General features: G+C 66.9%; 29 protein-coding genes and 1 tRNA gene. 15 read left to right on the top strand and 15 right to left on the bottom strand.

The window, feature by feature from the left end; genetic code table 11:
* The first annotated feature begins 92 nt into the window (after positions 1–92).
* A complete protein-coding gene (locus OCU_RS43450) occupies positions 93–1538 on the top strand; it encodes an aldehyde dehydrogenase (RefSeq protein ID WP_044059219.1) in 1446 nt (481 codons plus the stop codon).
* A 43-nt stretch (positions 1539–1581) separates the two neighbouring features.
* Here OCU_RS43450 and OCU_RS43455 read toward each other — a convergent pair whose 3' ends face one another.
* Positions 1582–1815, bottom strand: coding sequence for a hypothetical protein (locus OCU_RS43455; protein ID WP_026071254.1), 234 nt, complete (start codon positions 1813–1815; stop codon positions 1582–1584).
* Positions 1816–2024: 209 nt separating this feature from the next.
* Between OCU_RS43455 and OCU_RS43460 the strand changes: the two genes are divergently transcribed.
* On the top strand, positions 2025–3659 hold the full coding sequence (locus tag OCU_RS43460; RefSeq protein ID WP_036459515.1) for a fatty acyl-AMP ligase: 1635 nt from the start codon (positions 2025–2027) through the stop codon (positions 3657–3659).
* Between the two features lie 169 nt (positions 3660–3828).
* A complete protein-coding gene (locus tag OCU_RS43465) occupies positions 3829–4269 on the top strand; it encodes a DUF5994 family protein (protein ID WP_009954687.1) in 441 nt (146 codons plus the stop codon).
* On the opposite strand, the gene OCU_RS43470 is transcribed toward OCU_RS43465, so the two are convergent.
* From OCU_RS43470 to OCU_RS43480, 3 genes are all read right to left on the bottom strand, one after another.
* Positions 4266–4460: a hypothetical protein gene (locus OCU_RS43470; protein ID WP_014380809.1), complete on the bottom strand. Its 195-nt coding sequence runs from the start codon at positions 4458–4460 to the stop codon at positions 4266–4268. The two genes, OCU_RS43465 and OCU_RS43470, sit on opposite strands and share 4 nt — an antisense overlap.
* 204 nt (positions 4461–4664) lie before the next feature.
* Positions 4665–5042: a type II toxin-antitoxin system death-on-curing family toxin gene (locus OCU_RS43475; RefSeq protein ID WP_009954685.1), complete on the bottom strand. Its 378-nt coding sequence runs from the start codon at positions 5040–5042 to the stop codon at positions 4665–4667.
* Positions 5039–5245: a hypothetical protein gene (locus OCU_RS43480; RefSeq protein ID WP_014380810.1), complete on the bottom strand. Its 207-nt coding sequence runs from the start codon at positions 5243–5245 to the stop codon at positions 5039–5041. The genes OCU_RS43475 and OCU_RS43480 overlap by 4 nt, the downstream gene beginning before the upstream one ends.
* Positions 5246–5347: 102 nt before the next feature.
* Between OCU_RS43480 and OCU_RS43485 the strand changes: the two genes are divergently transcribed.
* A complete protein-coding gene (locus OCU_RS43485; RefSeq protein ID WP_009954684.1) occupies positions 5348–5563 on the top strand; it encodes a hypothetical protein in 216 nt (71 codons plus the stop codon).
* A 41-nt stretch (positions 5564–5604) separates the two neighbouring features.
* On the opposite strand, the gene OCU_RS43490 is transcribed toward OCU_RS43485, so the two are convergent.
* From OCU_RS43490 to pgm, 3 genes are all read right to left on the bottom strand, one after another.
* Positions 5605–5677, bottom strand: a tRNA-Ala gene (locus OCU_RS43490).
* A 40-nt stretch (positions 5678–5717) separates the two neighbouring features.
* Positions 5718–6899 (bottom strand): MFS transporter, encoded by a 1182-nt coding sequence (locus OCU_RS43495; RefSeq protein ID WP_014380811.1) that lies wholly within the window; start codon positions 6897–6899, stop codon positions 5718–5720.
* A gap of 92 nt (positions 6900–6991) precedes the next feature.
* Positions 6992–8635 (bottom strand): phosphoglucomutase (alpha-D-glucose-1,6-bisphosphate-dependent), encoded by a 1644-nt coding sequence (gene pgm, locus OCU_RS43500; protein WP_014380812.1) that lies wholly within the window; start codon positions 8633–8635, stop codon positions 6992–6994.
* A 102-nt stretch (positions 8636–8737) separates the two neighbouring features.
* Between pgm and crcB (OCU_RS43505) the strand changes: the two genes are divergently transcribed.
* A complete protein-coding gene (crcB, locus tag OCU_RS43505) occupies positions 8738–9136 on the top strand; it encodes a fluoride efflux transporter CrcB (RefSeq protein ID WP_008259297.1) in 399 nt (132 codons plus the stop codon).
* Complete coding sequence (crcB, locus tag OCU_RS43510; RefSeq protein ID WP_009954680.1) at positions 9133–9510, top strand: fluoride efflux transporter CrcB; 378 nt, start codon at positions 9133–9135, stop codon at positions 9508–9510. The genes crcB (OCU_RS43505) and crcB (OCU_RS43510) overlap by 4 nt, the downstream gene beginning before the upstream one ends.
* A 1-nt stretch (position 9511) precedes the next feature.
* On the opposite strand, the gene OCU_RS43515 is transcribed toward crcB (OCU_RS43510), so the two are convergent.
* Together OCU_RS43515 and OCU_RS43520 are read right to left on the bottom strand one after the other, a co-directional pair.
* Positions 9512–10129 carry a GNAT family N-acetyltransferase gene (locus tag OCU_RS43515; protein WP_014380813.1) on the bottom strand — a complete coding sequence of 206 codons (618 nt, stop codon included), beginning with the start codon at positions 10127–10129 and terminating at the stop codon, positions 9512–9514.
* Position 10130: 1 nt separating this feature from the next.
* On the bottom strand, positions 10131–10487 hold the full coding sequence (locus OCU_RS43520) for a DUF488 domain-containing protein (RefSeq protein WP_036459502.1): 357 nt from the start codon (positions 10485–10487) through the stop codon (positions 10131–10133).
* Between the two features lie 55 nt (positions 10488–10542).
* On the opposite strand from OCU_RS43520, the gene OCU_RS43525 reads away from it, so the two are divergent.
* Complete coding sequence (locus OCU_RS43525; RefSeq protein ID WP_014380815.1) at positions 10543–11817, top strand: HNH endonuclease; 1275 nt, start codon at positions 10543–10545, stop codon at positions 11815–11817.
* A 3-nt stretch (positions 11818–11820) separates the two neighbouring features.
* Here the strand turns inward: OCU_RS43525 and OCU_RS43530 are convergent, their stop codons facing one another.
* Positions 11821–12741, bottom strand: a complete 921-nt coding sequence (locus OCU_RS43530; RefSeq protein ID WP_009955149.1) for an HpcH/HpaI aldolase/citrate lyase family protein — start codon at positions 12739–12741, stop codon at positions 11821–11823.
* Between the two features lie 342 nt (positions 12742–13083).
* On the opposite strand from OCU_RS43530, the gene OCU_RS50640 reads away from it, so the two are divergent.
* The 3 genes from OCU_RS50640 (at position 13084) to OCU_RS43540 (ending at position 15606) form a co-directional block, all read left to right on the top strand.
* Positions 13084–13356 (top strand): WGxxGxxG family protein, encoded by a 273-nt coding sequence (locus OCU_RS50640; RefSeq protein ID WP_014380816.1) that lies wholly within the window; start codon positions 13084–13086, stop codon positions 13354–13356.
* Positions 13357–13555: 199 nt separating this feature from the next.
* Positions 13556–14122, top strand: a complete 567-nt coding sequence (locus OCU_RS43535; protein WP_008259311.1) for a hemerythrin domain-containing protein — start codon at positions 13556–13558, stop codon at positions 14120–14122.
* Positions 14123–14142: 20 nt separating this feature from the next.
* Positions 14143–15606, top strand: a complete 1464-nt coding sequence (locus OCU_RS43540; RefSeq protein WP_014380817.1) for a protein adenylyltransferase SelO — start codon at positions 14143–14145, stop codon at positions 15604–15606.
* 2 nt (positions 15607–15608) lie between these two features.
* Here OCU_RS43540 and OCU_RS43545 read toward each other — a convergent pair whose 3' ends face one another.
* The 4 genes from OCU_RS43545 to OCU_RS43560 are packed head-to-tail and all read right to left on the bottom strand — an operon-like array spanning position 15609 to position 17813.
* Positions 15609–16436: an LLM class F420-dependent oxidoreductase gene (locus tag OCU_RS43545; protein WP_009955146.1), complete on the bottom strand. Its 828-nt coding sequence runs from the start codon at positions 16434–16436 to the stop codon at positions 15609–15611.
* Between the two features lie 39 nt (positions 16437–16475).
* Entirely contained in the window at positions 16476–16874 is a 399-nt protein-coding gene (locus tag OCU_RS43550) for a DUF4267 domain-containing protein (protein ID WP_014380818.1), read from the bottom strand.
* 58 nt (positions 16875–16932) lie between these two features.
* Positions 16933–17202 carry a hypothetical protein gene (locus OCU_RS43555; RefSeq protein WP_014380819.1) on the bottom strand — a complete coding sequence of 90 codons (270 nt, stop codon included), beginning with the start codon at positions 17200–17202 and terminating at the stop codon, positions 16933–16935.
* 14 nt (positions 17203–17216) lie between these two features.
* The gene (locus OCU_RS43560) at positions 17217–17813 is read right to left on the bottom strand and encodes a TetR/AcrR family transcriptional regulator (RefSeq protein ID WP_014380820.1); all 597 of its coding nucleotides are present in this window, start codon (positions 17811–17813) and stop codon (positions 17217–17219) included.
* A gap of 98 nt (positions 17814–17911) precedes the next feature.
* Between OCU_RS43560 and OCU_RS43565 the strand changes: the two genes are divergently transcribed.
* Positions 17912–18916, top strand: coding sequence for an oxygenase MpaB family protein (locus tag OCU_RS43565; RefSeq protein ID WP_014380821.1), 1005 nt, complete (start codon positions 17912–17914; stop codon positions 18914–18916).
* Here the strand turns inward: OCU_RS43565 and OCU_RS43570 are convergent.
* Positions 18897–19235 carry a DUF732 domain-containing protein gene (locus OCU_RS43570; RefSeq protein WP_014942721.1) on the bottom strand — a complete coding sequence of 113 codons (339 nt, stop codon included), beginning with the start codon at positions 19233–19235 and terminating at the stop codon, positions 18897–18899. The two genes, OCU_RS43565 and OCU_RS43570, sit on opposite strands and share 20 nt — an antisense overlap.
* 129 nt (positions 19236–19364) lie before the next feature.
* On the opposite strand from OCU_RS43570, the gene OCU_RS43575 reads away from it, so the two are divergent.
* From OCU_RS43575 to OCU_RS43590, 4 genes are all read left to right on the top strand, one after another.
* The gene (locus OCU_RS43575) at positions 19365–20819 is read left to right on the top strand and encodes a phospholipase D-like domain-containing protein (protein ID WP_014380823.1); all 1455 of its coding nucleotides are present in this window, start codon (positions 19365–19367) and stop codon (positions 20817–20819) included.
* Positions 20820–20900: 81 nt separating this feature from the next.
* Complete coding sequence (locus tag OCU_RS43580) at positions 20901–21764, top strand: phytanoyl-CoA dioxygenase family protein (protein ID WP_014380824.1); 864 nt, start codon at positions 20901–20903, stop codon at positions 21762–21764.
* Positions 21765–21818: 54 nt separating this feature from the next.
* The gene (locus tag OCU_RS43585) at positions 21819–22325 is read left to right on the top strand and encodes a DUF2505 domain-containing protein (RefSeq protein WP_036459517.1); all 507 of its coding nucleotides are present in this window, start codon (positions 21819–21821) and stop codon (positions 22323–22325) included.
* A gap of 45 nt (positions 22326–22370) precedes the next feature.
* Positions 22371–22730 (top strand): DUF732 domain-containing protein, encoded by a 360-nt coding sequence (locus tag OCU_RS43590; RefSeq protein ID WP_014380826.1) that lies wholly within the window; start codon positions 22371–22373, stop codon positions 22728–22730.
* The last annotated feature ends 10 nt before the right edge of the window (positions 22731–22740 follow it).

A 22740-nucleotide genomic window follows, 5' to 3' on the forward strand; every position in this document is an offset into this window, starting at 1 on the left:
GTTTCACCGATCCCTGAGGGCTCCGTCACGGCCGACGGTATATCCTCGTGTCACCAATAGCAAGTAGTTGATACTGGCCCCGGGAGGCGCGGATGGACCATCACCCCGCAGTGCAGATCGCCGGAAGCGATGGGGCGCGGCCGCAGGCCGGCGTCTTGCACGTCATCTCTCCGCACACCGAGGAACCGATCGCCGAGGTCAATGCGGCGGGATCCGACGACGTCGACGCGGCGGTGGCGGCGGCGCGCGCGGCCTTCGGGCCCTGGGGCCGCAGCGAGCCGGCGGAACGGGTCGCCGCGATCCGGCGCCTGGCCGACATCTACGACGGACGCCGCGCGGAGATGGCCACCACGATCACGGCCGAGATCGGCGCCCCGATCAGCTTCGCCCAGCGGGCCCAGGTCGGCCTGCCGGCATTCATGATGCGCGCGTTCTGCGACCTGGCCGAACGGCACCCGTGGCAGGAGACCAGGCCCGGGTTCTTCGGAAGCGACGTGCACGTCCGCAAGGAACCCGTCGGCGTCGTCGCGGCGATCGTGCCCTGGAACATGCCCCAGTTCCTCATCGTCACCAAACTGGTGCCCGCGCTGTTGGCCGGCTGCGCCGTCGTGCTCAAACCCGCCCCCGAAAGCCCGTTGGACGCGCTGCTTTTAGGCGAGATGATCGCCGAAGCCGGCCTGCCGCCGGGCGTGGTCAGCATCCTGCCGGGCGACGGTGCGCTGGGCGCCTACCTCGTCGCCCACCCGGGCGTCGACAAAGTGTCGTTCACCGGCTCCACCGCGGCGGGGCGGGCGGTGGCCGCATCGTGTGCGGTCAACCTCACCAAAGTCAGCCTGGAACTCGGCGGCAAGTCCGCCGCCCTGGTTCTCGACGACGCATCGCCGGACAAGGTGGCCGCCGGGGTGCGATCCGCGAGCCTGTCCAACAGCGGCCAGATCTGCAATGCGCTCACCCGGGTCCTGGTGCCGCAGGGGCGCCACGACGAGTACGTCGACGCGCTCGCCGCCGAGATGGCCGGCCTTCGCGTCGGCGATCCCAACGATCCCGACACCCAGCTCGGTCCGTTGGTGTCCCGGCGCCAGCAGCAACGCGTTCGCGACTACATCGAGATCGGCCAGAACGAGGGGGCGCGCGTCGTCATCGGCGGCACCGACATGCCCGACGGACTCGACCGCGGCTGGTATGTCCGGCCCACCCTGTTCGCGGCGGCCGACAATTCGATGCGCATCGCCCGGGAGGAGATCTTTGGGCCCGTCATCACCGTCATCCCCTACCGCGATGACGAGGAGGCGCTGGCGATCGCCAACGATTCCGATTACGGCCTGGCCGGCTCGGTGTGGAGCGACGACAGCGACCGTGCGCTGGCGATGGCCACCCGCATCCACACCGGGACCGTCGGCGTCAACCAGGGCTACACGATGGATCCGTTCGCGCCCTTCGGGGGCGTCAAGGCCAGCGGCTACGGCCGCGAACTCGGGCCCGAAGGCCTCGACGGTTACCTGGAAACGAAGTCGATCGCCATCGCCGCGGAATCCTAGATCCGTTGGCGCCCTTGGCGTTTGGCACGAATCTACGGCATCGTCATGCCGCTTTGGCGTATCTGCGAACCACGTCGTCCTCGCCGAACGTGCTGGTGCGCTGTTGGCCGTTGTCGTCGCGGCTGAAGAATGTCCATTGCCGCGGACCGCTCTGCGGACCACTGATCATCTTGACGGTCAGGCGCAGTTCCGTGGGGCGGCGCGTGCCGATGACGTCGCCGACCCGGATCTGCGACGGGTGAATCTCGGGTGCGTCGCACCAATTCTGTGTGGACATGACGTCCATCCTCCCTTGTTCCCAACAGCCTATCCGTAGTTCGGCGTTTCTCGCGGACGGATCAGCTTGCCGCGCCGTCAGCCTGACCCGGACAAGCGGCGCGCCCTCCGGGGAGACGCGCCTGAGGTCAGTAGCATGTCCTCGGCACCTCATACGTCCCGAGATGACCAAAACAGGCCTGTAGCTGGCCTGACACAGGGGAGGTGGCGGTGAGCAGATTCGTTGACGCGATGCTCTGCGCTGCGGAGTCGAGTACCCATGGCCTGGTGACCGGCGAACCTGGTTCGCCGGTTCGGTCTAGCTGGGCCGAAGTACATCAGAGCGCCCGACGGGTAGCCGGCGGACTGGCCGCCCTCCGGGTCGGCGCGGGCGATCGGGTCGGTGTGCTGGCCGGCGCCCCGGCGGAAGTCGCGCCGATCGCGCAGGGGGTCTGGCTGCGCGGCGCGTGTTTGACGATGCTGCATCAACCGACGCCACGCACCGATCTGCAGGCGTGGGTGCGCGACACCTTGGCGGTCATCACGATGATCGAGGCAACCGTCGTGATCGTGTCGGAGCCGTTCATGGCCGCGGTGGACGTGTTAACCGAGCACGATGTCGCGGTGGTGACGATGGCCGAGCTATTGAGCGCCGCACCGACCACCGTCGTCGACAGCGATGAGAACGATCTGGCGCTTCTGCAGTTGACGTCTGGCTCGACGGATTGCCCTAAAGCAGTGATGATCACCCATGCGAACGTGTTCGCCAACGCCGAGGCGATGTTCGTCGGTGCCCAGTACGACTTGGACACCGACGTGATCGTGAGCTGGTTACCGCTATTCCACGACATGGGAATGACCGGATTCTTAACGGTGCCAATGCTATTCGGTGCCGAATTGGTCAAGATCACGCCACTCGACTTCTTGTCCGATATCTTGTTGTGGCCCAAGTTGATCGACAAGTACCGAGCGACCATGACCGCGGCACCGAATTTCGCCTACGCGATGCTCGCCAAGCGGTTACGGCGGCACGCAAAGCCCGGTGATTTTGATCTGTCGTCGTTGCGGTGGGCGTTATCAGGTTCCGAGCAGGTCGAACCGGCCGACGTGGAGGAACTGTGTTTGGCCGGCGTGCCGTTCGGACTGCGTCCAGAAGCGATCTTGCCCGCTTATGGAATGGCCGAAACGACTGTGGCGGTGTCATTTTCGGAGTGTGGCCGTGGACTCGTCGTTGATGAGGTGGACGGCGATATGCTGGCGGTGCTGCGGCGCGCAGTGCCCACCGCCGCCGGCCGCACTCGTCGACTCGCATCGCTGGGGCCGCTGCTGAAGGGTATACAGGCACGCGTCGTCGATGAGGACGGCGCCGTTCAGGCGCCCCGCGGTGTGGGAGTCATCGAGTTGCGGGGAGATCCGGTCACGTCCGGGTATCTCACGACGGCCGGTTTCATGGCCGCTCAAGACGACCAGGGGTGGTTGAACACCGGCGATCTGGGTTATCTCACCGAGCAGGGCCACGTGGTCGTGTGCGGTCGGGCCAAAGACGTCATCATCATGGCCGGACGCAACATCTACCCCGCTGATGTCGAACGTGCTGCCGGGCGCGTCGTCGGGGTGCGCGCAGGGTGTGTGGCCGCCGTGCGGCTCGACGCCGGCCGTTCGCGGGAATCGTTTGCCGTTGCGGTGGAGTCGAACGACGTCGATGATGCCGCGCAGGTGCGGCGCATCAAGCATGAGGTCGCTCACGAAGTCGTCACCGAAGTCGCGGCGCGGCCACGCAGTGTGGTGGTGCTGGCCCCGGGGGCGATTCCCAAGACGCCGTCCGGCAAGCTGCGTCGCGGTTACGCGCTGCCCCTGGTCACATGAGCGCGCTCCTATAGCGAGCAAATCTCGGTGGTGGGGTAGCGTCGTAGGTGAGCCGTTTCGTTGTCCGCGGTGTTCCACCGCAATGGGCGCAGTGAACACCCAAAGGCAATGCGATTCCTCCACTCGCCACGCGACCGCGGACGAGCGATGCCGAACTTAGGAACAATCTGTGTATCGCACGGCGAGCCGACGCACGGCCGTCCCCGTCCGGGTCTCGGTAGCCCGCCAGTTAGGCGGCGACATCGACGGAGCGTGGTGGCCACGCGCCGACCGCATCACCAACGAATTACCCGGCCTTGTCGCGGCGCTGACACCCCTGCTCGGCGACATCTGCTCTGTCAACGTCAACTGGCCGGCACTACAACGACCGCCCGATTTCAACTGGCACGGATGGGAACACAAGCGCCAGCACGTGATGACGTTCATCGGCGGCGAGGAGCGGGTGAACCTTTTGATCGTTCCTTATGCGACATACAGCGGGCTTGCACTGATGGTGCTGCGCCGCGCGGCCGGACTGCCCGTCGAGGCCAAGGATCGCGACAAACCCGCGTTCGTCACCGCCGGCTCGATCCTGCAGGCCGCCCGACAACAACGCGCCCTCGACCGTTAGGCGATTTCGCTCACGACGTAGACGGCGACATAACCGATCGGGATGCCGGTCCAGGTTGCGATGCATTCGCGCGCGGCCAGTTCCACAGCGGCCCGACTTGTCGTGCGGGTGGACCTGCCGATCTCGGGGACGGTGATCGCCCATCCGTCGGCGTCGCGGGTGACTTCGATGTCGAAGCACTGACCGACCATCGGACACTTCACGCGGGGGACGACCCGCTGTCGACGAACGCCGCGCGACGCTTGTCGGCGCAGCAACGTGGGCTGAACAGGCATGGCTGCTTTCCTGAGTCGCAATCGAACCGCGGGCTAGATTAATGCGACCCAAGACGAAAACCTAATTGGCGGATCGCGCCGCATAACGGCGTTGCCCGAAGCCGGCGTGGTTCGCAGCGGTCACGGGTGGCTCCAGCCGCGCAGTTGTGCCGCAATGTCGTCGAGACCGGCCATCGCACCGGTGGCCACCCGGATCACCAAATCGAAGCGATCGTCCTCGGGCGCACTGATCCACTGGGCGTTGATTGCCAGGAACGTCCGGCAGGCCGCCCACCCGAGTCGCTTGTTCCCGTCCACCAGCGCGTGATTCCGTGTCAGCGAATGCAGCAGTGCGGCGGCCTTGACGTGGGGATCCGGGTAGGCGTCCTGGCCGAAGATGGAGGCTCGAGGACGCGCCAGAGCGGATTCAAGCAAGCCGTAATCCCGGACAATGACGTCCACTCCGACGGCTTTTCGGGCAATTTCCAGAAGATCCTCGAGGTCCAGATAGTCCGTCATGCGTCCTTGAGGCGCTCCAGAACACCTGCCTCCTCGCGAAGCACGCGCTGCAGCGCATCGGCGACCTTGGCCTTGTGCGCCCGCCGGGCGATGTACTCGTCGATGGCCGACAGCGCGACGGCCTGCATCGATCGGCCTTCCACACTGGCCTGCCTGCGCAGCGCTTCCGCCTGCTGTTCACTGGGCCGAAGAGTCATTCCCATAGCCGAATGATACCGGACTGATACCACGGCGCGCCCAGTGATGTGTGATGCAGGCCACATCTGCGCGTGATATGTTGCGGGCGTCACAACCAAGGAGATTTCATGGTGGGCGTGAATCGTACGAACAAGGCCATGGTCACGCCTCGTTCCGGCGCGGCGGTCAATTCGCACCGGCTGTTCATGGCGTTTCTGGCCGTCACGATATTCATCAGCGCGGTCGCCGGCGTCGTCGCCGCGGCGTCGACGGGACACGAGACCGCCGCGCTCGTCATCGCGCTCGTGGCCGGCGGGAGTTTCATGACCGCCGCATTCTGCTAAATCCGCGACGTCGATCGGCGCGATGCGCCCAGTTATTTCGGTGGAGCTAAGGGGACTCGAACCCCTGACCCCCACACTGCCAGTGTGGTGCGCTACCAGCTGCGCCATAGCCCCAAGTCGTGCTCATCGAAGCTACACCACCGGTAACCGTCCTTCAAAGTTGCTGCTCAGGAAGATTCAGCGTGTGCGGAGACGGCAAGGGGTCGGGCTCCGGAACGGGCACCGTCCGGGTCTCCGGCGTCACCACCCAGCCCACCGCGGCGATCAGCAAAACGATGCCGCTGATGACGAAACCCCAGCCGTAGCTCAGCCGCTCGGCGACCCAACCGAGCGTCATGGATCCGACGATCGCGCCCAGGTCGGACATCATCTGCACGGCCGCCACCGGACTGCCCGCGCGCGCCTCACTGCCCAGGATGTCGGCGACGGCGGCCTGCATCGGCGACATGTAGATGCCCGTCACCGCCCCCACCACCACCGCGGCGACCAGAAACCTCGGCAATGACGACGCCGCGCCCAAGAAGATGGTCGCCGCGCCGGACAACGCCAGGCCCACGATCATCAACGTGCGCCGTCCCATCCGGTCGGACAGGTAGCCACTGGGAATCATGGCCAGCGCGTTGCCCCCGGCGAATGCCGCGAGCGCAATGCCGATGACGCCGACGCCGCGGCCCATGACGTCGGTGATGAACAAGGGGACCAGGGCGACACGAAGGCCGAACGCCGACCAACCGGTCGCGAAATTGGCCCCGAGCGAGGACCAATAGGCGCGCACGCGCAACGCCTCTCGCATCGTCACCGTCGACCGCGTCGGCGGCCCCGGGGCCGCCAGGGCCGAATTCCGCAAGCCGAAAAACAGCACCACCGCCACACCGAGCAAAGCGACGCCGTACACGATGAACGGCGCGGTGAGCCCCCAACCGGCCGCCAGGGCGCCGACGGCCGGGCCGCCCACGGCCCCGACCATGAACGACGTGGTGAAAAGGCCCGCGACCCGTCCGCGGGCGTCGGGCGGGCTGATATGGATCATCAGTCCCAGCGCCGAAACATAAAACATTGTCGATCCGATTCCGCTGATGACGCGGAAAGCCATCAATTGCCAGTAAGCCTGGGAAAACGCACACGCGCCGGTGGAGACCGCGACGATCACCATCCCGCCGATGTAGATCCGCCGCTCCCCCAGCCGCTGGACCAGCTGCCCGCTGACCGGCGCAAAACACAGGCGGGCCAACGAAAAGACGGTGACCAAGAAGGTCACCGCCTTGATGCTGACGCCGAAACTGCGGGCGAAAGACGGCAGCGCCGGTGAAATGACTCCGTAACCAAGCGCGACCATGATATTTGCCCAGCTAAGGATCCAAACTTCGCGCGGCAGACGGGTCGAACGCGACGCGCGTCCCCCCGGACGGGTAAGGCGGAGGGAAAGGGTCACCCAATGACTTTATTAACTACCTCGCGCGCAGTTTCTTGCACCTCGGCTAAATGCTCTTCTCCGTTGAAAGATTCCGCATAAATCTTGTACACGTCTTCGGTTCCCGACGGTCGCGCGGCAAACCACGCGTTGGCTGTCGTCACCTTCAATCCGCCCAATGCGGCCCCATTCCCGGGTGCCGCGGTCAGCTTGGCGGTGATGGGCTCCCCCGCCAGTACCGTCGCGGTCACCTCGTCGGCGGACAGCTTGGCGAGCCGGGCCTTTTGGTCGCGGTCGGCGGGCGCGTCGACCCGCGCGTAGAACGGCGTGCCGTATTCGGCGGTCAACTGTTGATAGCGCTGGGAGGGACTCTTCCCCGTGACGGCCAGCATTTCCGAGGCCAGCAGGGCCAGGATGATGCCGTCCTTGTCGGTGGTCCACACGGACCCGTCGCGCCGCAGGAACGACGCACCGGCCGATTCCTCGCCGCCGAAGCCGATGCCGCCCTCGATCAGGCCGTCGACGAACCACTTGAAGCCGACCGGCACCTCGATGAGCTTGCGGCCGATGCCGGCGACCACCCGGTCGATCATCGACGAACTGACCGCGGTCTTGCCGACCGCGATGCCGCCCGGCCACGACGGCCGCTGCGTGTACAGGTATTCGATGGCCACCGCCAGGTAGTGGTTCGGGTTGAGCAGCCCCGCGTCGGGCGTGACGATGCCGTGGCGGTCCGAGTCGGCATCGTTGCCCGTGGCGATCTGGTAGCGGCCGGGGTTGTCGGACATCCCGCGGATGAGTCCCGCCATCGCGTCCGGTGAGCTGCAGTCCATCCGGATCTTGCCGTCGTGGTCGAGCGTCATAAACCGCCATGTCGCGTCGACCAGCGGATTGACCACGGTCAGATCCAAGCGGTGACGGGTGGCGATCTCGCCCCAGTAGTCCACGCTCGCCCCGCCCAGCGGGTCGGCGCCGATCCGCACCCCGGCCGCGCGGATGGCATCGATGTCGACCACGTTGGGCAGGTCGTCGACATAGTTACCGAGGTAGTCGTGGCGCTGCGCGGTCTGTAGCGCGCGGGCCAGCGGGATGCGCTTGACGCCCGAGCCGTCGCGCAGAATCTCGTTGGCGCGCTTGGCGATTGCGTTGGTGGCGTCGGTGTCGGCCGGGCCGCCGTTGGGCGGGTTGTATTTGAAGCCCCCGTCCGAGGGCGGGTTGTGCGACGGCGTCACGACGATCCCGTCGGCCGGCGCGTCGGTGCGACCGCGGTTGTAGGTGAGAATGGCGTGGCTGACCGCCGGGGTCGGCGTGTACCGGTCGCGGGAATCGATCATGGCGACGACGTCGTTGGCGGCCAGCACCTCCAGCGCGGAGACCCAGGCCGGCTCGGAGAGGCCGTGCGTGTCCCGGCCGATGAACAACGGGCCTGTAATGCCGTGGGCGGCGCGGTACTCGACGATGGCCTGGGTGATCGCCAGGATGTGCGCCTCGTTGAACGCCCCATTGAGCGCCGACCCGCGGTGGCCCGACGTGCCGAATGCCACCTGCTGGGCGACGTCGCCGGGATCGGGCTGAATCGAGTAATAGGCCGTCACCAGGTGGGGCAGATCGACAAGGTCTTCGGGTTGGGCCGGCTGACCGGCGCGAGGGTTGGCCACCATGGTTACCAATTCTGCCCGTCTCCCGGCGCCCCCGGCCTGCGCCGGCCTGGACTCCCGCCATACGCTGCGTAGCGCACCGGCAAACGAAGGGAATCGACGCCAGTGGCGCAACGGGACTATCGCGAATTGGCCGCGGTGTTTGCCGGTGGGGCGCTGGGCTCCCTGGCCCGGGCCGCCCTGAGCGACCTCGCCGGTGGCCACCCAGAGAGCTGGCCGTGGCCGACGTTCACGGTCAACATCGTCGGGGCGTTTCTGGTGGGCTACTTCACCACCCGGCTGCTGGAGCGGTTGCCGACGTCGAGCTATCGGCGCCCGCTGCTGGGCACCGGATTGTGCGGCGGTTTAACGACTTTCTCCACGATGCAGGTCGAGACGGTGAGGATGATCGAGCACGGTCATTGGGGGCTGGCCGTCGGCTACACCGTCGCCAGCATCGTGCTCGGGCTGCTGGCGGTGCACCTGGCCACCAAGTTGGTGCGCCGGGTGCGGGTGCGCCGATGACCACCGCGACGACTGCCGTGGTGTGGCTGGGCGTCGCGTTCATCGGCGGCGTCGGATCGGTGCTGCGCTTTGTGATCGACCGTGCGGTCGCGCGCCGGGTGTCCCGGCCGTTCCCGTTCGGCACGCTCGTCGTAAACATCAGTGGCGCAGCGCTTCTCGGATTTCTCGGGGGTTTGGCGCTCAACAAGGAGGCCGCCCTGCTGGCCGGCACGGCGTTCGTCGGCGCCTACACCACGTTTTCGACCTGGATGCTGGAAACGCAGCGACTCGGCGAGGAGCGCCAGCTGCGCTCCTCGCTCGCCAACATCGTCGTCAGCGTGGTGTTGGGCGTAGCGGCGGCGTTCATCGGGCAGCGCCTCGCCGAGCTGTTCTGAGTCAGGCGCGCGGGACGTCGTCGGGGGTGCGGGGCAGCACGTACAGGGCCATGCGCCGATTCGCCATGTCGTGTTCGCCGAGGAATGCGCAGCCGCCGCGCTCACAGAACTTGCGCGCCAACGCATTGCGGTGGTCGGGGTCGAACATGATTCGGCGACACCGGGGATCGAGCGTGAAGATGCTGCCCACCAAGTGCGGCAGCAGGTAACCGACGTGTCCACGCTGGATGTAATCCAAATCGGCGACCGCGACGTGCAAGCCCAGATCGTAGGGGTCGTGGTCGTAGCGGGTGGCGATGGAATCCTTTGCCGCCCTGTACAACTCGATATAGGCGCGGTCCACCCCGTCGTGCAGCGCCAGGAATGGACGAGAAAAGCCCCCGTCGAGCTGCGCCCGCAGGTATCGATGCCACCGCGCCACCGGCCAGTGGGACTCCCAGGCTTCGACCAGGTGCGGGCGGCCCATCCACTCCGCGATCATCTCGGCGTCGGCGTCCGGCTCGGCAAGACGCAAACCGTACGGCTCGGGCAGGTCCGGGATCGGCGGCGGCGGGACGCCGCGGATCTCCTCGGGAAGATCAGTCAATTCCCGGGGGAGGACGCGTTCCGCGTCGCTCATGTCAGTGGGCTCCGAGGAGCTTCGCCAGGACGACCGCCTGGCTGATGTCCACCTCGCGGGTGGCCGTGACCAACGTGACCGGACCCCGCTTGGCAAGCTTGCGCAACTCCGCCAGCGCGGCGCTGTCGCGCAGTTCCGCCTCGTAACGGGAGGTGAACTCGTCGAATCGTTCGGCCCGGTGTTGGTACCACTCGCGGAGGTCCTTCGAGGGTGCGACCTCCTTGCACCAGATGCCCACCCGCGGGTCGTCTTTGCGCATGCCGCGCGGCCAGACCCGATCGACCAGCACGCGCTGACCCTCGTCAGCGCCGACGTCGTCGTAGACCCGCACGACTCGGATCCGCCCTCTGGGGCTCACATGCCCAGAGTAGCCATGGGCCCGCTTGTCAGTGGGCACAATTACTATCGAAAGTATGTTCGAGGAATTGACCGCCGTCGATCCGGCAGCCGACGAATCGTCGCTGGTAGAGCTCATCGCCGAGCTGGAGACGCTCAAGTCCGCGGCGGCCGCCGGCCAGGCCCGGGCGGCGGCCGCCCTGGACGCGGCGCGTCGAGCCACCGAAGCGGCCACCGGGGTGCCCGCCGCGCGCCGCGGACGCGGCGTGGCAAGCGAGGTCGCCCTGGCGCGACGGGACTCCCCCGCGCGGGGCGGCCGGCATCTGGGTTTCGCCAAAGCCCTGGTGCACGAGATGCCGCATACGCTGGCCGCCCTGGAATGCGGGGCCCTGTCGGAGTGGCGGGCGACGCTGATCGTGCGCGAGAGCGCATGCCTGGACGTCGAGGACCGTCGCGCCTTGGACGCCGAGATGTGTGCCGACCCGTCGAGCCTGAGCGGCATGGGCGACGCGCGAGTGGCCGCGGCCGCGAAGGCGATCGCCTACCGGCTCGATCCGCACGCCATCGTCGAGCGGGCGGCCAAGGCCGAGGAAGACCGCACCGTCACCATCCGCCCGGCGCCCGACACCATGAGCTATGTCACCGCGTTATTGCCGGTGGCTCAGGGGGTTTCGGTGTATGCCACGCTGCGCCGCGAGGCAGACACCTGCGGCGACGGGCGAACGCGCGGGCAGGTGATGGCCGACACCCTGGTGGAAAGGGTCACCGGCCGCAGCGCAACGGTCCCCACCCCGGTCGCGGTCAACCTCGCGCTGACCGACGAGACGCTGCTCGGCGGTGACGATGCGCCGGCTGACGTCGCCGGCTACGGCCCCATCCCCGCGTCGGTCGCGCGCAGCATGGTCGCCGAGGCCGCCGCCGATCGACGTTCGCGAGCGACCCTGCGCAGGCTCTACACGCATCCCCAATCCGGGGCGCTGGTGGCCATGGAGTCACGAGCGCGACTCTTCCCGCAGGGCCTGGCCGCGTTCATCGGGCTCCGCGATCAACACTGCCGCACTCCCTACTGCGACGCGCCGATCAGGCACCGCGACCACGCGCAGCCGTGGGCCGACGGCGGCCCGACCACCGCGGACAACGGCCTCGGATTGTGCGAACACTGCAACTACGTCAAGGAAAATGCGGGGTGGCGGGTGAGCACGAGCGTCGACGAAAACCACACCCATACGGCGCTTTTCACGACGCCCACGGGCACAACCTACTGTTCGACGGCGCCGCCGCGCGGCCCCACCATCACGATGAGCAAGCTCGAAGTCCGCGTCGGCGTCGCGCTCGCGCGACATGCGGCCTGACACTCAGTAGTGATAGGTGTCCGACGGCGCGGGTGAGTGATCGCGCTCTTCCTCGTCGATGTCCAACGCCTCGATACCGTACGCGCGAGCCAGCTCGAGGATCTTGGTCGCCCGAGCGATGCGGGGCAGATCGGAGCCGTTGCGGATCTCTCCCCCGTCACGTTCGAACTCGGCGAAAAACTCTTTCGCCCAAGAAATTTCGTCCTGCGACGGCGACAGACCCTCATTGACGACGGCGCACTGGTCGGGTGTCAGGCAGATCTTGCCGGTCATCCCGAACTGGGTGGAGACCGCCGTGGCCTCGATCAGTTTCAGCGGATTGGAGCCGATGGTCGGGCCGTCGATCGCGCTGGGCAGGTCGGCGGCCTTGGAGGCGATGGTGAAGCGAGATCGCGTGTAGGCCAGCGTCGCCGGGTCGTCCCCGAAGCCGGTGTCTCGGCGGAAGTCCCCGATACCGAACGCCAGCCGGAAGGTTCCCTTGGTCGCGGCGATCTCGGTGATGCGCTCAAGGCCTCGGGCCGTTTCGACCAGGGCCACGATCGGCACGTCGGGCAGCCGCTTCGCCGTCTCGGTGACGTGGTCGACCGATTCGACCATCGCCAGCATCACCCCGCCGACCGGGGTGGTGGCCAGGGCGGCCAGGTCGTCCGCCCACCAGGGGGTGCCGAAGCCGTTGATGCGGACCCAGTCCACGTTGCCGGCGCCCAGCCAACTCACCACGTTGTCGCGCGCGACGTGCTTGTCCTTGGGCGCGACCGCGTCCTCGATGTCGAAAACGACGATGTCGGCGCGCGAGTCCACCGCGGACTGGAACCGGTCGGGATGCGTGCCGTTGACCAGTAGCCAGCTTCGGGCCAGTACCGGGTCGATGCGAGAGCCGATGTCTTCGGGTGCGGCGGCGCTGCTGTTGACCTGTTCGTACATTTCGCTGATCTGTCGTCTTCTCGTGGTTTCGAACGGCGGGCGTGTGCCCCTTAACCGTAGCGATGTCCCGAACAACTGGTCGGGCAATCCCCCCGCGGACGTGCTGACGCCTCGGCCGCGCCGCCCGCGGAGTTCCTGAGCGGAGCGGCGAATCGCCGGACGGGCCAGCAAACGAAACGGACCCGCCGCCGAGTTTCGCCGTGGCCGCCCGGGGTAGCCACCTTCCTGGACGTCGCGGCCGCCGGCCGACGCCGTTTCCTGCGGAGACTAGAGCACCCTGGTCCCCAAATGCCTCTCGATCAGCCGTCTGGCCGCGACCGAGAAAACCCATTAGGAGTAAACATGCGTAGGGCCATTGCAATCGTTTCAACCACCGGGGCGCTGTTGTTCGGTGGAGCAGGTGTCGCCAATGCCGCCGTTCCGAGCGCTCCGGCGCCGTCGCCGACCACAACGACGTTGGCGGACAATGACAATAGTCAGCACAGCGACAACAGCGGACTGTGGGGCCTTCTCGGCCTCCTCGGCTTGGGCGGGCTTGCCGGGCTGATGCGCCGCAAGGACGCCGCCGCGCGCCCCGGCGTCGCACCGACCACCCCTCGCGACCGCGGCGTCTAGCCCCTTCGCCGACCTGTGGGCACCGGGTTTGGCGACGAAATATATTGTTCCCCAACGTATCCCGGTTTAAGTTAGCCCTACCGAACGGCGTCCCGCACCGCGGGGCGCCGTTTGGCCGTTTGTGCAGCGGGTATACCTTGCCAAGCCGCACACAGCCCAGCGTGCGTTTCACAACCCCCGATCACTGGAGGTATCGGCGATGGCCGACATGATTATCCAGTCACCCGACGAGGTCGTCGCGTTCCTGAAAGCACAGCACAACCTCATCGAGGACATGTTTGACCAGGTGCTGCACGCTACGGATCCCAAAGCGCGGGAAGAGCCGTTCGCGGCGCTGCGCCAACTGCTGGCGGTCCATGAAACCGCCGAGGAAATGATCGTGCACCCGCGCGCACGCAAGGAGGCCGACGACGGCGACGCCATCGTCGACGCCCGCCTGAATGAAGAGCATGGGGCCAAGGAGCTGCTGTCGCAGATCGAGCAGCTCGACGTCACCTCGCAGCGGTTCATCGACGAACTCACCAAACTGCGCGAGGCCGTGCTCGAGCACGCCAAGCAGGAGGAGACCGAGGAATTCCCGGTCCTCACACGCCAGCTCGACGACGACGATCTCAAGCGGATGGGCACGGCGGTGCGCGCCGCCGAAGCCATCGCGCCGACCCACCCCCACCCGGGCGTCGAGTCGGCAAAGCTGAACTTTGCACTCGGCCCGTTTGCCTCCATGCTCGATCGCGCCCGCGACCTCATCGGACATGCCGTCGGCTGAGTTTCCGTAGGCTCGATCAAATGAGCGTTGCCCCGGACACCACCGTTGCCCTGCAAGACCGGTTCTTCCGCGAATTGCCGGAAATGGCGGTCCGCTGGCAAGCCGAGACATTTCCCGGGTTGCGGTTGCTCGTGCTCAACGACCGGCTCGCCGAGAGCCTCGGGCTCGACGCAGCCTGGCTGCGCGGCGACGACGGGCTGCGCTTCCTGACGGGCAACCTGGTGCCCAGCGGGGCCGCCCCCGTCGCCCAGGCCTATGCGGGGCATCAGTTCGGCGGCTTCGTCCCTCGATTGGGCGACGGGCGCGCGCTGCTCCTCGGCGAGCTCGTCGACACCGACGGGCGGCTGCGCGACATCCACCTGAAAGGCTCCGGAGCCACACCGTTCGCCCGGGGCGGGGACGGCCTGGCGGCCGTCGGACCGATGCTGCGCGAATACATCGTCAGCGAGGCGATGCACGCGTTGGGCGTTCCGACGACACGGTCGTTGGCCGTGGTCGGCACCGGCCGCCCGGTGTATCGCGAGACCACACTGCCGGGCGCCGTGCTGACCCGGGTGGCCAGCAGCCACCTGCGGGTGGGCAGCTTCCAATACGCCGCGGCCACCGGCAACAAGGACCTGCTGCGCCGCCTCGCCGACCATGCAATCGCCCGCCACCATCCCGCCGCGGCCGAGGCCGAACGCCCTTATCTCGCATTGTTCGAAGCGGTCGTCGCGGTCCAGGCCGCGCTGATCGCCCAGTGGATGTTGGTCGGGTTCGTTCACGGGGTGATGAACACCGACAACATGACGATCTCCGGGGAAACGATCGACTATGGTCCCTGCGCGTTCATGGAGGCCTACGACCCGGACACGGTCTACAGTTCGATCGATTTCTGGGGCCGCTACGCCTACGGCAACCAGCCGGTCATCGCCGGTTGGAACCTCGCGCGCTTCGCCGAGACACTCCTTCCGTTGCTGTCGGACAGCAGCGAGGAGTCCATCGCACTGGCGGAGCAGTCGTTCGGGGTGTTCCAAGCCCGCTACGACGCGGTGTGGACCTCGGGCATGCGGGCCAAACTCGGCCTCTCCGCCGGCGTCGACGCCGAATTCGCCACGGCCTTGGTCGAGGAGCTACTCCTTCTGCTCAAACAGAACCACGTCGACTACACGTCGTTCTTCCGACAGCTCAGCCATGTGGCGCGAGGCGACGCGGAGCCCGCGCGCGGACTGTTCATGGACCTGGCCGGCTTTGACGCGTGGTTGGCGCGCTGGCAAGCATTGCGCCCCGACGCCGACGCGATGGATCGCACCAACCCGATCTATATCCCGCGCAACCATCTGGTCGAGGAGGCCCTCACCGCGGCGACGGACGGCGATCTCGCGCCCGTCGAGCGGCTCCTGGCGGCGGTGACCGAGCCGTACGTGGAACGGCCCGGTTGGGAGCGCTACGCCAGTCCCGCCCCCGAGGACTTCGGGCAGTACCAAACCTTCTGCGGCACTTAGCCTTACGCTAGCTTAGCGAACTCGTCCTGCAACTCATCGAGGCGTTGCAGCGTCTGATCCCGCGGTTCCGTCGGCAGGTTCACCAAGAGGTGTTGCAATCCCAGATCTCGGTAGCCCTCGAGCTCAGCCGCCGTGGCCTCCCCGCCGTGGAAGTGGATCACCGGCACGTCCTGGCCGACCAGCTCGCGCAGTTGGTCCAGCTGCGGTGCTAGCTCTCCCGCCGAGCCTGTCATCGAGAGCCAGCCCGCGTTGAGCCGGGCGATGCGTTTGAAGCCCGCGGGTCCACAGCCCAGATACAGCGGCGGATACGGTTGCTGCACGGGCTTGGGCCAGCTGTAGATGGGGTCGAAGTCCACGAATTCACCATGAAATTCGGCCTTTTCGCTCGTCCAGATCTGGATCATCGCGTCGAGGCGCTCGTCGACCACGCGTCCCCGGACCGCGGGATCGACGCCGTGGTTGGCGATCTCTTCGCGCAGCCACCCCACGCCCACGCCGAAGCGGAATCGACCCTGCGACACCAGGTCCAGCGACGCAACCTCCTTGGCGACGTGGATCGGATCGCGCTGCGGCACCAACGCGATGCCGGTGCCCACGAGGAGCCTCTCGGTGACGGCCGCCGCCGCCGTCAGCGCGACAAACGGATCGAGTGTGCGGTAGTACTTTCGCGGAATCGGTCCCCCGCTGGGGTACGGAGTTTTCGCGTCGACCGGAATGTGCGAGTGCTCGGCGAGAAAGAGCGATTCAAAACCGCGCTGCTCGAGCGCCTTACCCAAGTCCGCCGGAGCGATGCCCTCGTCGGTAACAAATGTCAGCACACCGAAACCCATGCCGCTCAGTCAACAGCATCTCCGCTCGGCTGTCAGCGCTCAGGCAGGCTCTGGCGCTTCGGCCGTCCGCCTGGCCGGACGTACCGCGCCCCACAGCCCAGTGACGATCCCGACGACGGCGCCGCCCAGGCCGATCAGTTGCTGCGAGGGCTTCAACTCGCTGTGCACGCTCAACCCGCCGACCAGGTCGGCCACGTCGGCCCCGGCGGAGGCCAGGAACCAGCCGCGGGTGTTCTTGCCGCGCAGCGCCGCGCCCGCCAGCAGTGCACCGATCAGCGCGTCGCGATAACCCATCGATCGCAGCAACAGTCGCGCCGTCGGCGTCGGCTCCTCGGGGTCGCCCCACAACTTGTTTGCGCGCAGGGGATCAACGAGAAACGAAACGCCAGAGGCGAGCCGAATGGTGCCCGCGGAGAGGCCGAACCGGTCGATTGACATAATCCCTGAGCCTAGGAGCAAACGCCCGTCTCGCGCACGCATTCGCTCCGAACGGCGGTCATGGCGCCGGGCATGCGTCGGCGATCTGCAGCGCGGCCGGCCACAGCACCGTGGCCACACCGAAGGCGAAGGCGTCGGCGGCGGGTGACACCACTTCTATCCTTGCCTGAATTCGCTGGGTCTGCTCGGGGTGAAAAACGGTCCACGCGAAACCGATACAGAGGTAGGGAATCGCGAGCCACACGGCCAGCTCGATCAGCCCGCCGATGCTGACCTTGCGCCCGAGGACGCGCCGTACCGGGTCCATCGCATGTTCGATTTGGCCCATCACCGCACTCCCCGCTACCGCAACACCAGCTTCAAAGCGTAATCGACGACCGCGTCGAGATCATTGCCCAAATGACCGGCGAGCCACTGCTGGGCAAGCTCGGCCATCGCGCCGGTGTACATCGCCGCGGCGACCTCGGCGGCCACCGGATCGGAACCCGGGTTGAGACGCCAGCCCTCGGTCAGTACCCCCTGGCGCAACATGTCCTGGGTGGCGCGGCGGCGAGCGGCCAGCACCCGGTTGGTGCGCGCATCGGTGAACAACACGCGGCCGCGCCGCGGATCGGCCGAGGAGAAGCCCAGCACGGCCGCGATGCCGGCGCGGGTGCGCGCGCCCAGCGAATCCCCCGCCTCCTCGATAGCGGCCGCGATCACCTCGGCGAGCTGCTCACTCACCCGGTCGTACACCGCGCCGAGCAGATCGTCGGTGTCGCCGAAGCTCTCGTAGAAATACCGGGTATTCAACCCGCACTCCCGGCAGACCGAGCGCACCGAGACGGCGGCCTCGCCCCCGCTGCCGAACAGGCGATACGCGGCCTCGACGAGCAGCGCACGACGCTCGGCGCGGCGGTCCTTGAGCGGTACACCGGCCCACCGGGTGGGACTCGACATCCCTACAGCGTAGGTCGACACGGCGCGGGTCTTGTCACACCCGTAACCAAAACATATTCTGGTTACAGTCGTGACCAGAAGTCCCGAGGGAGTGATTCGTGTTCCTGCCACACCAGATAGTCGGGCAGATGATCAACAAGCGGTTGGACGACACCATGCGGCGGCGCTTCTTCCGCGGCATGGAATTCGCCGCGCCCGTCGGCGATCCGGGCTGGTTCGGTCCCGACAGCGCCGTGTGGCGCGTGCATTCGCACCTGCCCGCCTTGATCTTCGGCCTGTATTGCGCCGCCTTCATGGAATCCCTGGACCCGTCGATCTACTGGATGGGCATGCACCATTCGCGCCTGATCAAGCGCGACAGCAACGGAAACCCGATATCGCGCGTGCCGCAGATCGACCCCGAGGGCGCCGCGACGCGGCTGGGCCACTCGGTCGCCTTCTTCATCGGCACGGCGTACGGGTCGACGGAAACCGCCGAGCGCCTGGCGACGTCCGTGCGCGCGATGCATCACACCATCAAGGGCACCCGTCCCGACGGAGCCCGCTACGACGCCGACGATCCCGAGTGGCTGCGATGGAACTACGCGACGGTCGTCTGGGGGCTGGCCACCGCGCACGAGCTTTATCACCCAATGCCGTTGCGCGGCAAGAACCTCGACCGCTATTACGGCGAGTTCGTCCGGGTCGGACACGCCCTGGGCGGTACCGATCTGCCGACCACCAAGGCCGAGACGCTCGAGTGCCTGGAGTCGTACTTGCCGAAATTGGCTGTGACTCATGGGAAAGCGATGGGCACCGGCCCCAACGTCCCCATGCCGCAGGCGGCCGTCGATTGGGCCATTCGCGACACGATGCCGAAATGGGCCAAGCAGCTGCTGCAGCACCGTGACCCCAACATCATCGAACGCACCGCCCGTCGTACCGCGGTGTGGTCGATCATCAACGGGATCAACGCCGCGGCGGGCCCGACACCGGAGTTTCGGCAGGCCCAGGCCCGGGTCAAAGGAGGCACCACCGTTCCCCACACCGTGCCGATCTACGTGCCCGGCACCGATCAGGTCCGCACCCGCTCCGAGGTGGAGCTCAGCTTCCAGTCGGTGTAACCGGCTGCCCTAGGTGCTGGGGGCAGTAAGCGCTCGCGGCGATCATGGTGAACTGCGCGGCGCCGTCCACGGTGAACCCCGGATTGCTCGACGACACGTTGTGGATGACGTCGACCTGGGGATGGCCCTGGTCCATCAGCTCGCACGCCCTTTTGCCGACCCCGACCGCGGTGGCGGGGCTCTCATAGGTGATGCCGGCCTTGTTGAGCGCGGTCAGGAAGCTCACATCCGCGGCTGAATTGCCGGCCGGATCGGCGTGCGCAGGCGTGGCCACACCGATGAAGACGACGAAGCCCGCAAGCACTACAGGGATGCGCATGGCTTTCATCTTGGTACAGAGCCGCGGTCCTGGCGCCGGCAGCCCTTGGCCACCTGGGCGAAGGGCCTGGGTGTGGTACACAGTGGCTATGTCCGCGCTGACCCATCAACCCTGTTGAGAGCCCCAGCGGTGCACGACGATCGACTGCTGAGTCCCGGCCAGACGTGCTGGCGTACGGCGCGTGCCGACAAGTTCGCCCCCATCGTCGATGCGGCGGACTACTTCAAACACGCCAAGGCGGCGATGCTGCGCGCCCGCCGCCGAATCATGCTGATCGGCTGGGATTTCGACTCCCGAGTGACGTTCGAGCGCGGCCGCAAGACCCTGCCCGGCCCGAACCAGCTGGGCACCTTCCTTTATTGGATGCTGTGGAAGCGGCCGGGTCTGGACATCTACCTGCTGAAGTCCAATTTGCGTCTGCTCCCGGCCTTCGATGGCCTCTGGTACGGGCTTGCCCCGGTATCGCTGGTGAACCAGATCAGCAGTAAGCGAATGCATTTCGCCATCGACGGCGCCCATCCGCTCGGCTCGGTGCATCATCAGAAGATCGTCGTCGTCGACGACGCGGTGGCCTTCTGCGGCGGCATCGACCTCACCCTTGACCGCTGGGACACCCGCGCCCATGAGCATGTCAACCGCCACCGCCGCACGGCACGCCGCAGCTACGGGCCACGGCACGACGTCGCGGCCGCGGTCGACGGTGCGGCGGCGCGGGCCCTTGGCGAGCAAGCGTTGGCGCGGTGGCAAACGGCGACGAAACAAGCGTTGGCGCCCGTGGAGGCACGGCACAGCGCGTGGCCCGGCAAGCTGGAACCGACGCTGCGCAACGTGGACATCGGGATCGCGCTCACCCTGCCCGAACTGGACGATCGCCCCGAGGTCCGCGAGGTCGAGGCGCTCAACCTTGCCGCCATAGCGGCGGCCCGCGACACCATCTACGTGGAGAACCAATACCTGGCGTCGCGCACCATCGCCGACGCCCTGGCGGCGCGGCTGCGGGAAGCCGACGGCCCCGAGATCGTCATCGTTCTTGCGCGCAAAGGCAATAACCCGCTCGAACGGGGAACGATGGACAGCGCACGCCACCTCCTGCTTCACCAGCTGTGGGGGGCCGACGAGCATGACCGGTTGGGCATCTACTGGCCGGTGACCGACCGCGGTGCGCCGATCTACATCCACTCCAAGGTGCTGGTGGTCGACGATCGGCTGCTGCGGATCGGGTCGTCGAATTTCAACAACCGGTCATTGGGATTCGACAGCGAATGCGATGTGGCCATCGAGGCGCCGCCGGCGAGTTCCGACGATGACGTGCGCCGTGAAATCGCCTCCGTGCGAAACGGTTTGGTGGCCGAGCACTTAGGTGTGTCGCCCGGCGAGCTCAACAGAGCGATCGCCGAACACCGGTCGGTGCACAAGGCCGTCGAGGCGCTTCGAGGCGACGGCAAGACGTTGCAGCCCTTCACCGAGCGCACCGTGGCCGATGAGGCGGGCCCGCTGGCCGAGAACGAGCTGATGGACCCCGACCATGTGCCACGGTCGCTGAGCCGAAGCGTGCAACGCTTCATCACCGGCCTTCGGGGTTAACGCGCCGGCGATTGGGGTGTGAGTCGAACCGGACTCGGCCTAGTCTGGGCAGAAGTGCCAGTGGACTAAGGACGAGCACCCATGAGCATCGACGACGAATCCGTCACCACGTTGGAGGACCTTCGGGGCGACCTGGCGCAGCGGTACAAGAGGACGCCAACGGGCGGAAGTTCGATCGACAGCGCGATCGCCGAAGCCGACATGGCGGCCCTCGACCGCGACGGCTACGTCATCTGGGAGAACCTGCTGAGCGCCGAAGAATGCGCGCACATTCGCCAGACCGTGCGGCCGTGGCTCGGGCATACCGGACGCAACTCGTTCGAGGGCCGCCGTACGCAGCGGATCTACAGCGTGCTGAGCAGGACACGGGTGTGCGATCGGCTTGTCGACCATCCCCGGGTGCTCGCCGCTCTCGACCGGTTGCTAATGCCCAACTATCTGCTTTCGGCGTTGCAGGCCATCAACATTCAGCCCGGCGAGGCCGCACAGCTGGCTCACCATGACGACGGCTTTTACCCGATTCCACGCCCTCGGGCGCCGTTGGCGGCCGCCACGATCTGGGCGATCGACGACTTCACCGCCGACAACGGCGCCACGGTCCTGTACCCGGGGAGCCACCGGTGGGGCAGGCGCCGGCCGGACTCCGACGACGAGGCGTTGCCGGTGGTCATGCCCGCCGGCTCCTGCGTCTTCTTCGTCGGCACCCTCTGGCATGGCGGGGGTGCCAACAACACCGCCCACGAGCGGCTGGCCATCACCGCTCAATACTGTGAGCCGTGGCTGCGGCCGATGGAGGCCTATACGTTGTCGGTGTCGCGCGACATCGCGCGCACGGTCTCCGACGACATCCGCCGCATGCTCGGCTACAGCATCCACCCGCCGTTCGTCGGCAACGTCGATGGCTTGCATCCGTTGCGGCTGTTGGGATCTGGTCCCGAGGCGTAGATGCGGGGCGGCTTCACCGCCTCGGACGATCCGCCTCTGCAAGAATGGTCCGATATGTCGCGCTCATTCGACGTCCTGACCGAGTCGCCCGCCAGCGTTGAGCAGATTCATGCCGCGTTCGGCCGCGAGGACTATTGGCTGGCCCGCATCGCGGCCGGTGCCGCCGACACCACCTTGGATTCACTGGTGGCCGACCCCGACGGCACGGTGACGGTGCGCACGACTCAACGCCTCGGTCGTCAGCTCCTGCCCGGGCTGGTCGCCAAATTCGTTACCGGCGAGGTGAAGATCGTGCAGACCGAGACGTGGCGTCCGGACAGCGATCGCCAGGTGCGTGGGCGGGTCACCGTGTCCGCTTCGGGCGGATTGGGATCAGGCCACGCGGATACGTGGCTGGCGCCGACGGATGACAGCGGTTCGCAACTGCGCGCCGCCCTTCAGGTGAACGTCAAAATCCCTTTGGTGGGCGGCAAACTCGAAAAGTCCATCGGGGCAGGTTTGGCGGAGGGCATCCCCGAGATGCTGCGCTTCACCACTACGTGGATCGCCGAAAACACATAAAACTTCGCTTCGCAGCATTTACGCTCCCTGTCCATGGACCCGAGAGTGTCGGCCGGCATCGGCCACGGCAAGGCCTTGTCTCCGTCGGCACTGATTGCCACATCGCTGACCGGGCTGGTGTGGCTCGCGCCCACAGCCCACGCCGACCCCGATCCCATCTCCGTCGGCGCTTATCTGCACACACTGAACGTGTTGCATGTGCCGTACGACAATCCGGGCAGGATTGTCGACATCGGGAACAACGTCTGCCAGCAAGCGCGCGGCGGCACCGACTTCGACACCATCTACCCGACGGTGGCGAGCAACGGCTACGCGTCCGCGCAAGCGGGTCAGATCATGGGCGCTGCGGTCGGGACATTCTGTCCCGACATGGAGGTTGCTTTCGACCGCTGGACCAACAGCTAGGCGGGGCCTG

The organism is Mycobacterium intracellulare ATCC 13950 (genome assembly GCF_000277125.1).
Classification (GTDB): Bacteria; Actinomycetota; Actinomycetes; order Mycobacteriales; family Mycobacteriaceae; genus Mycobacterium; species Mycobacterium intracellulare.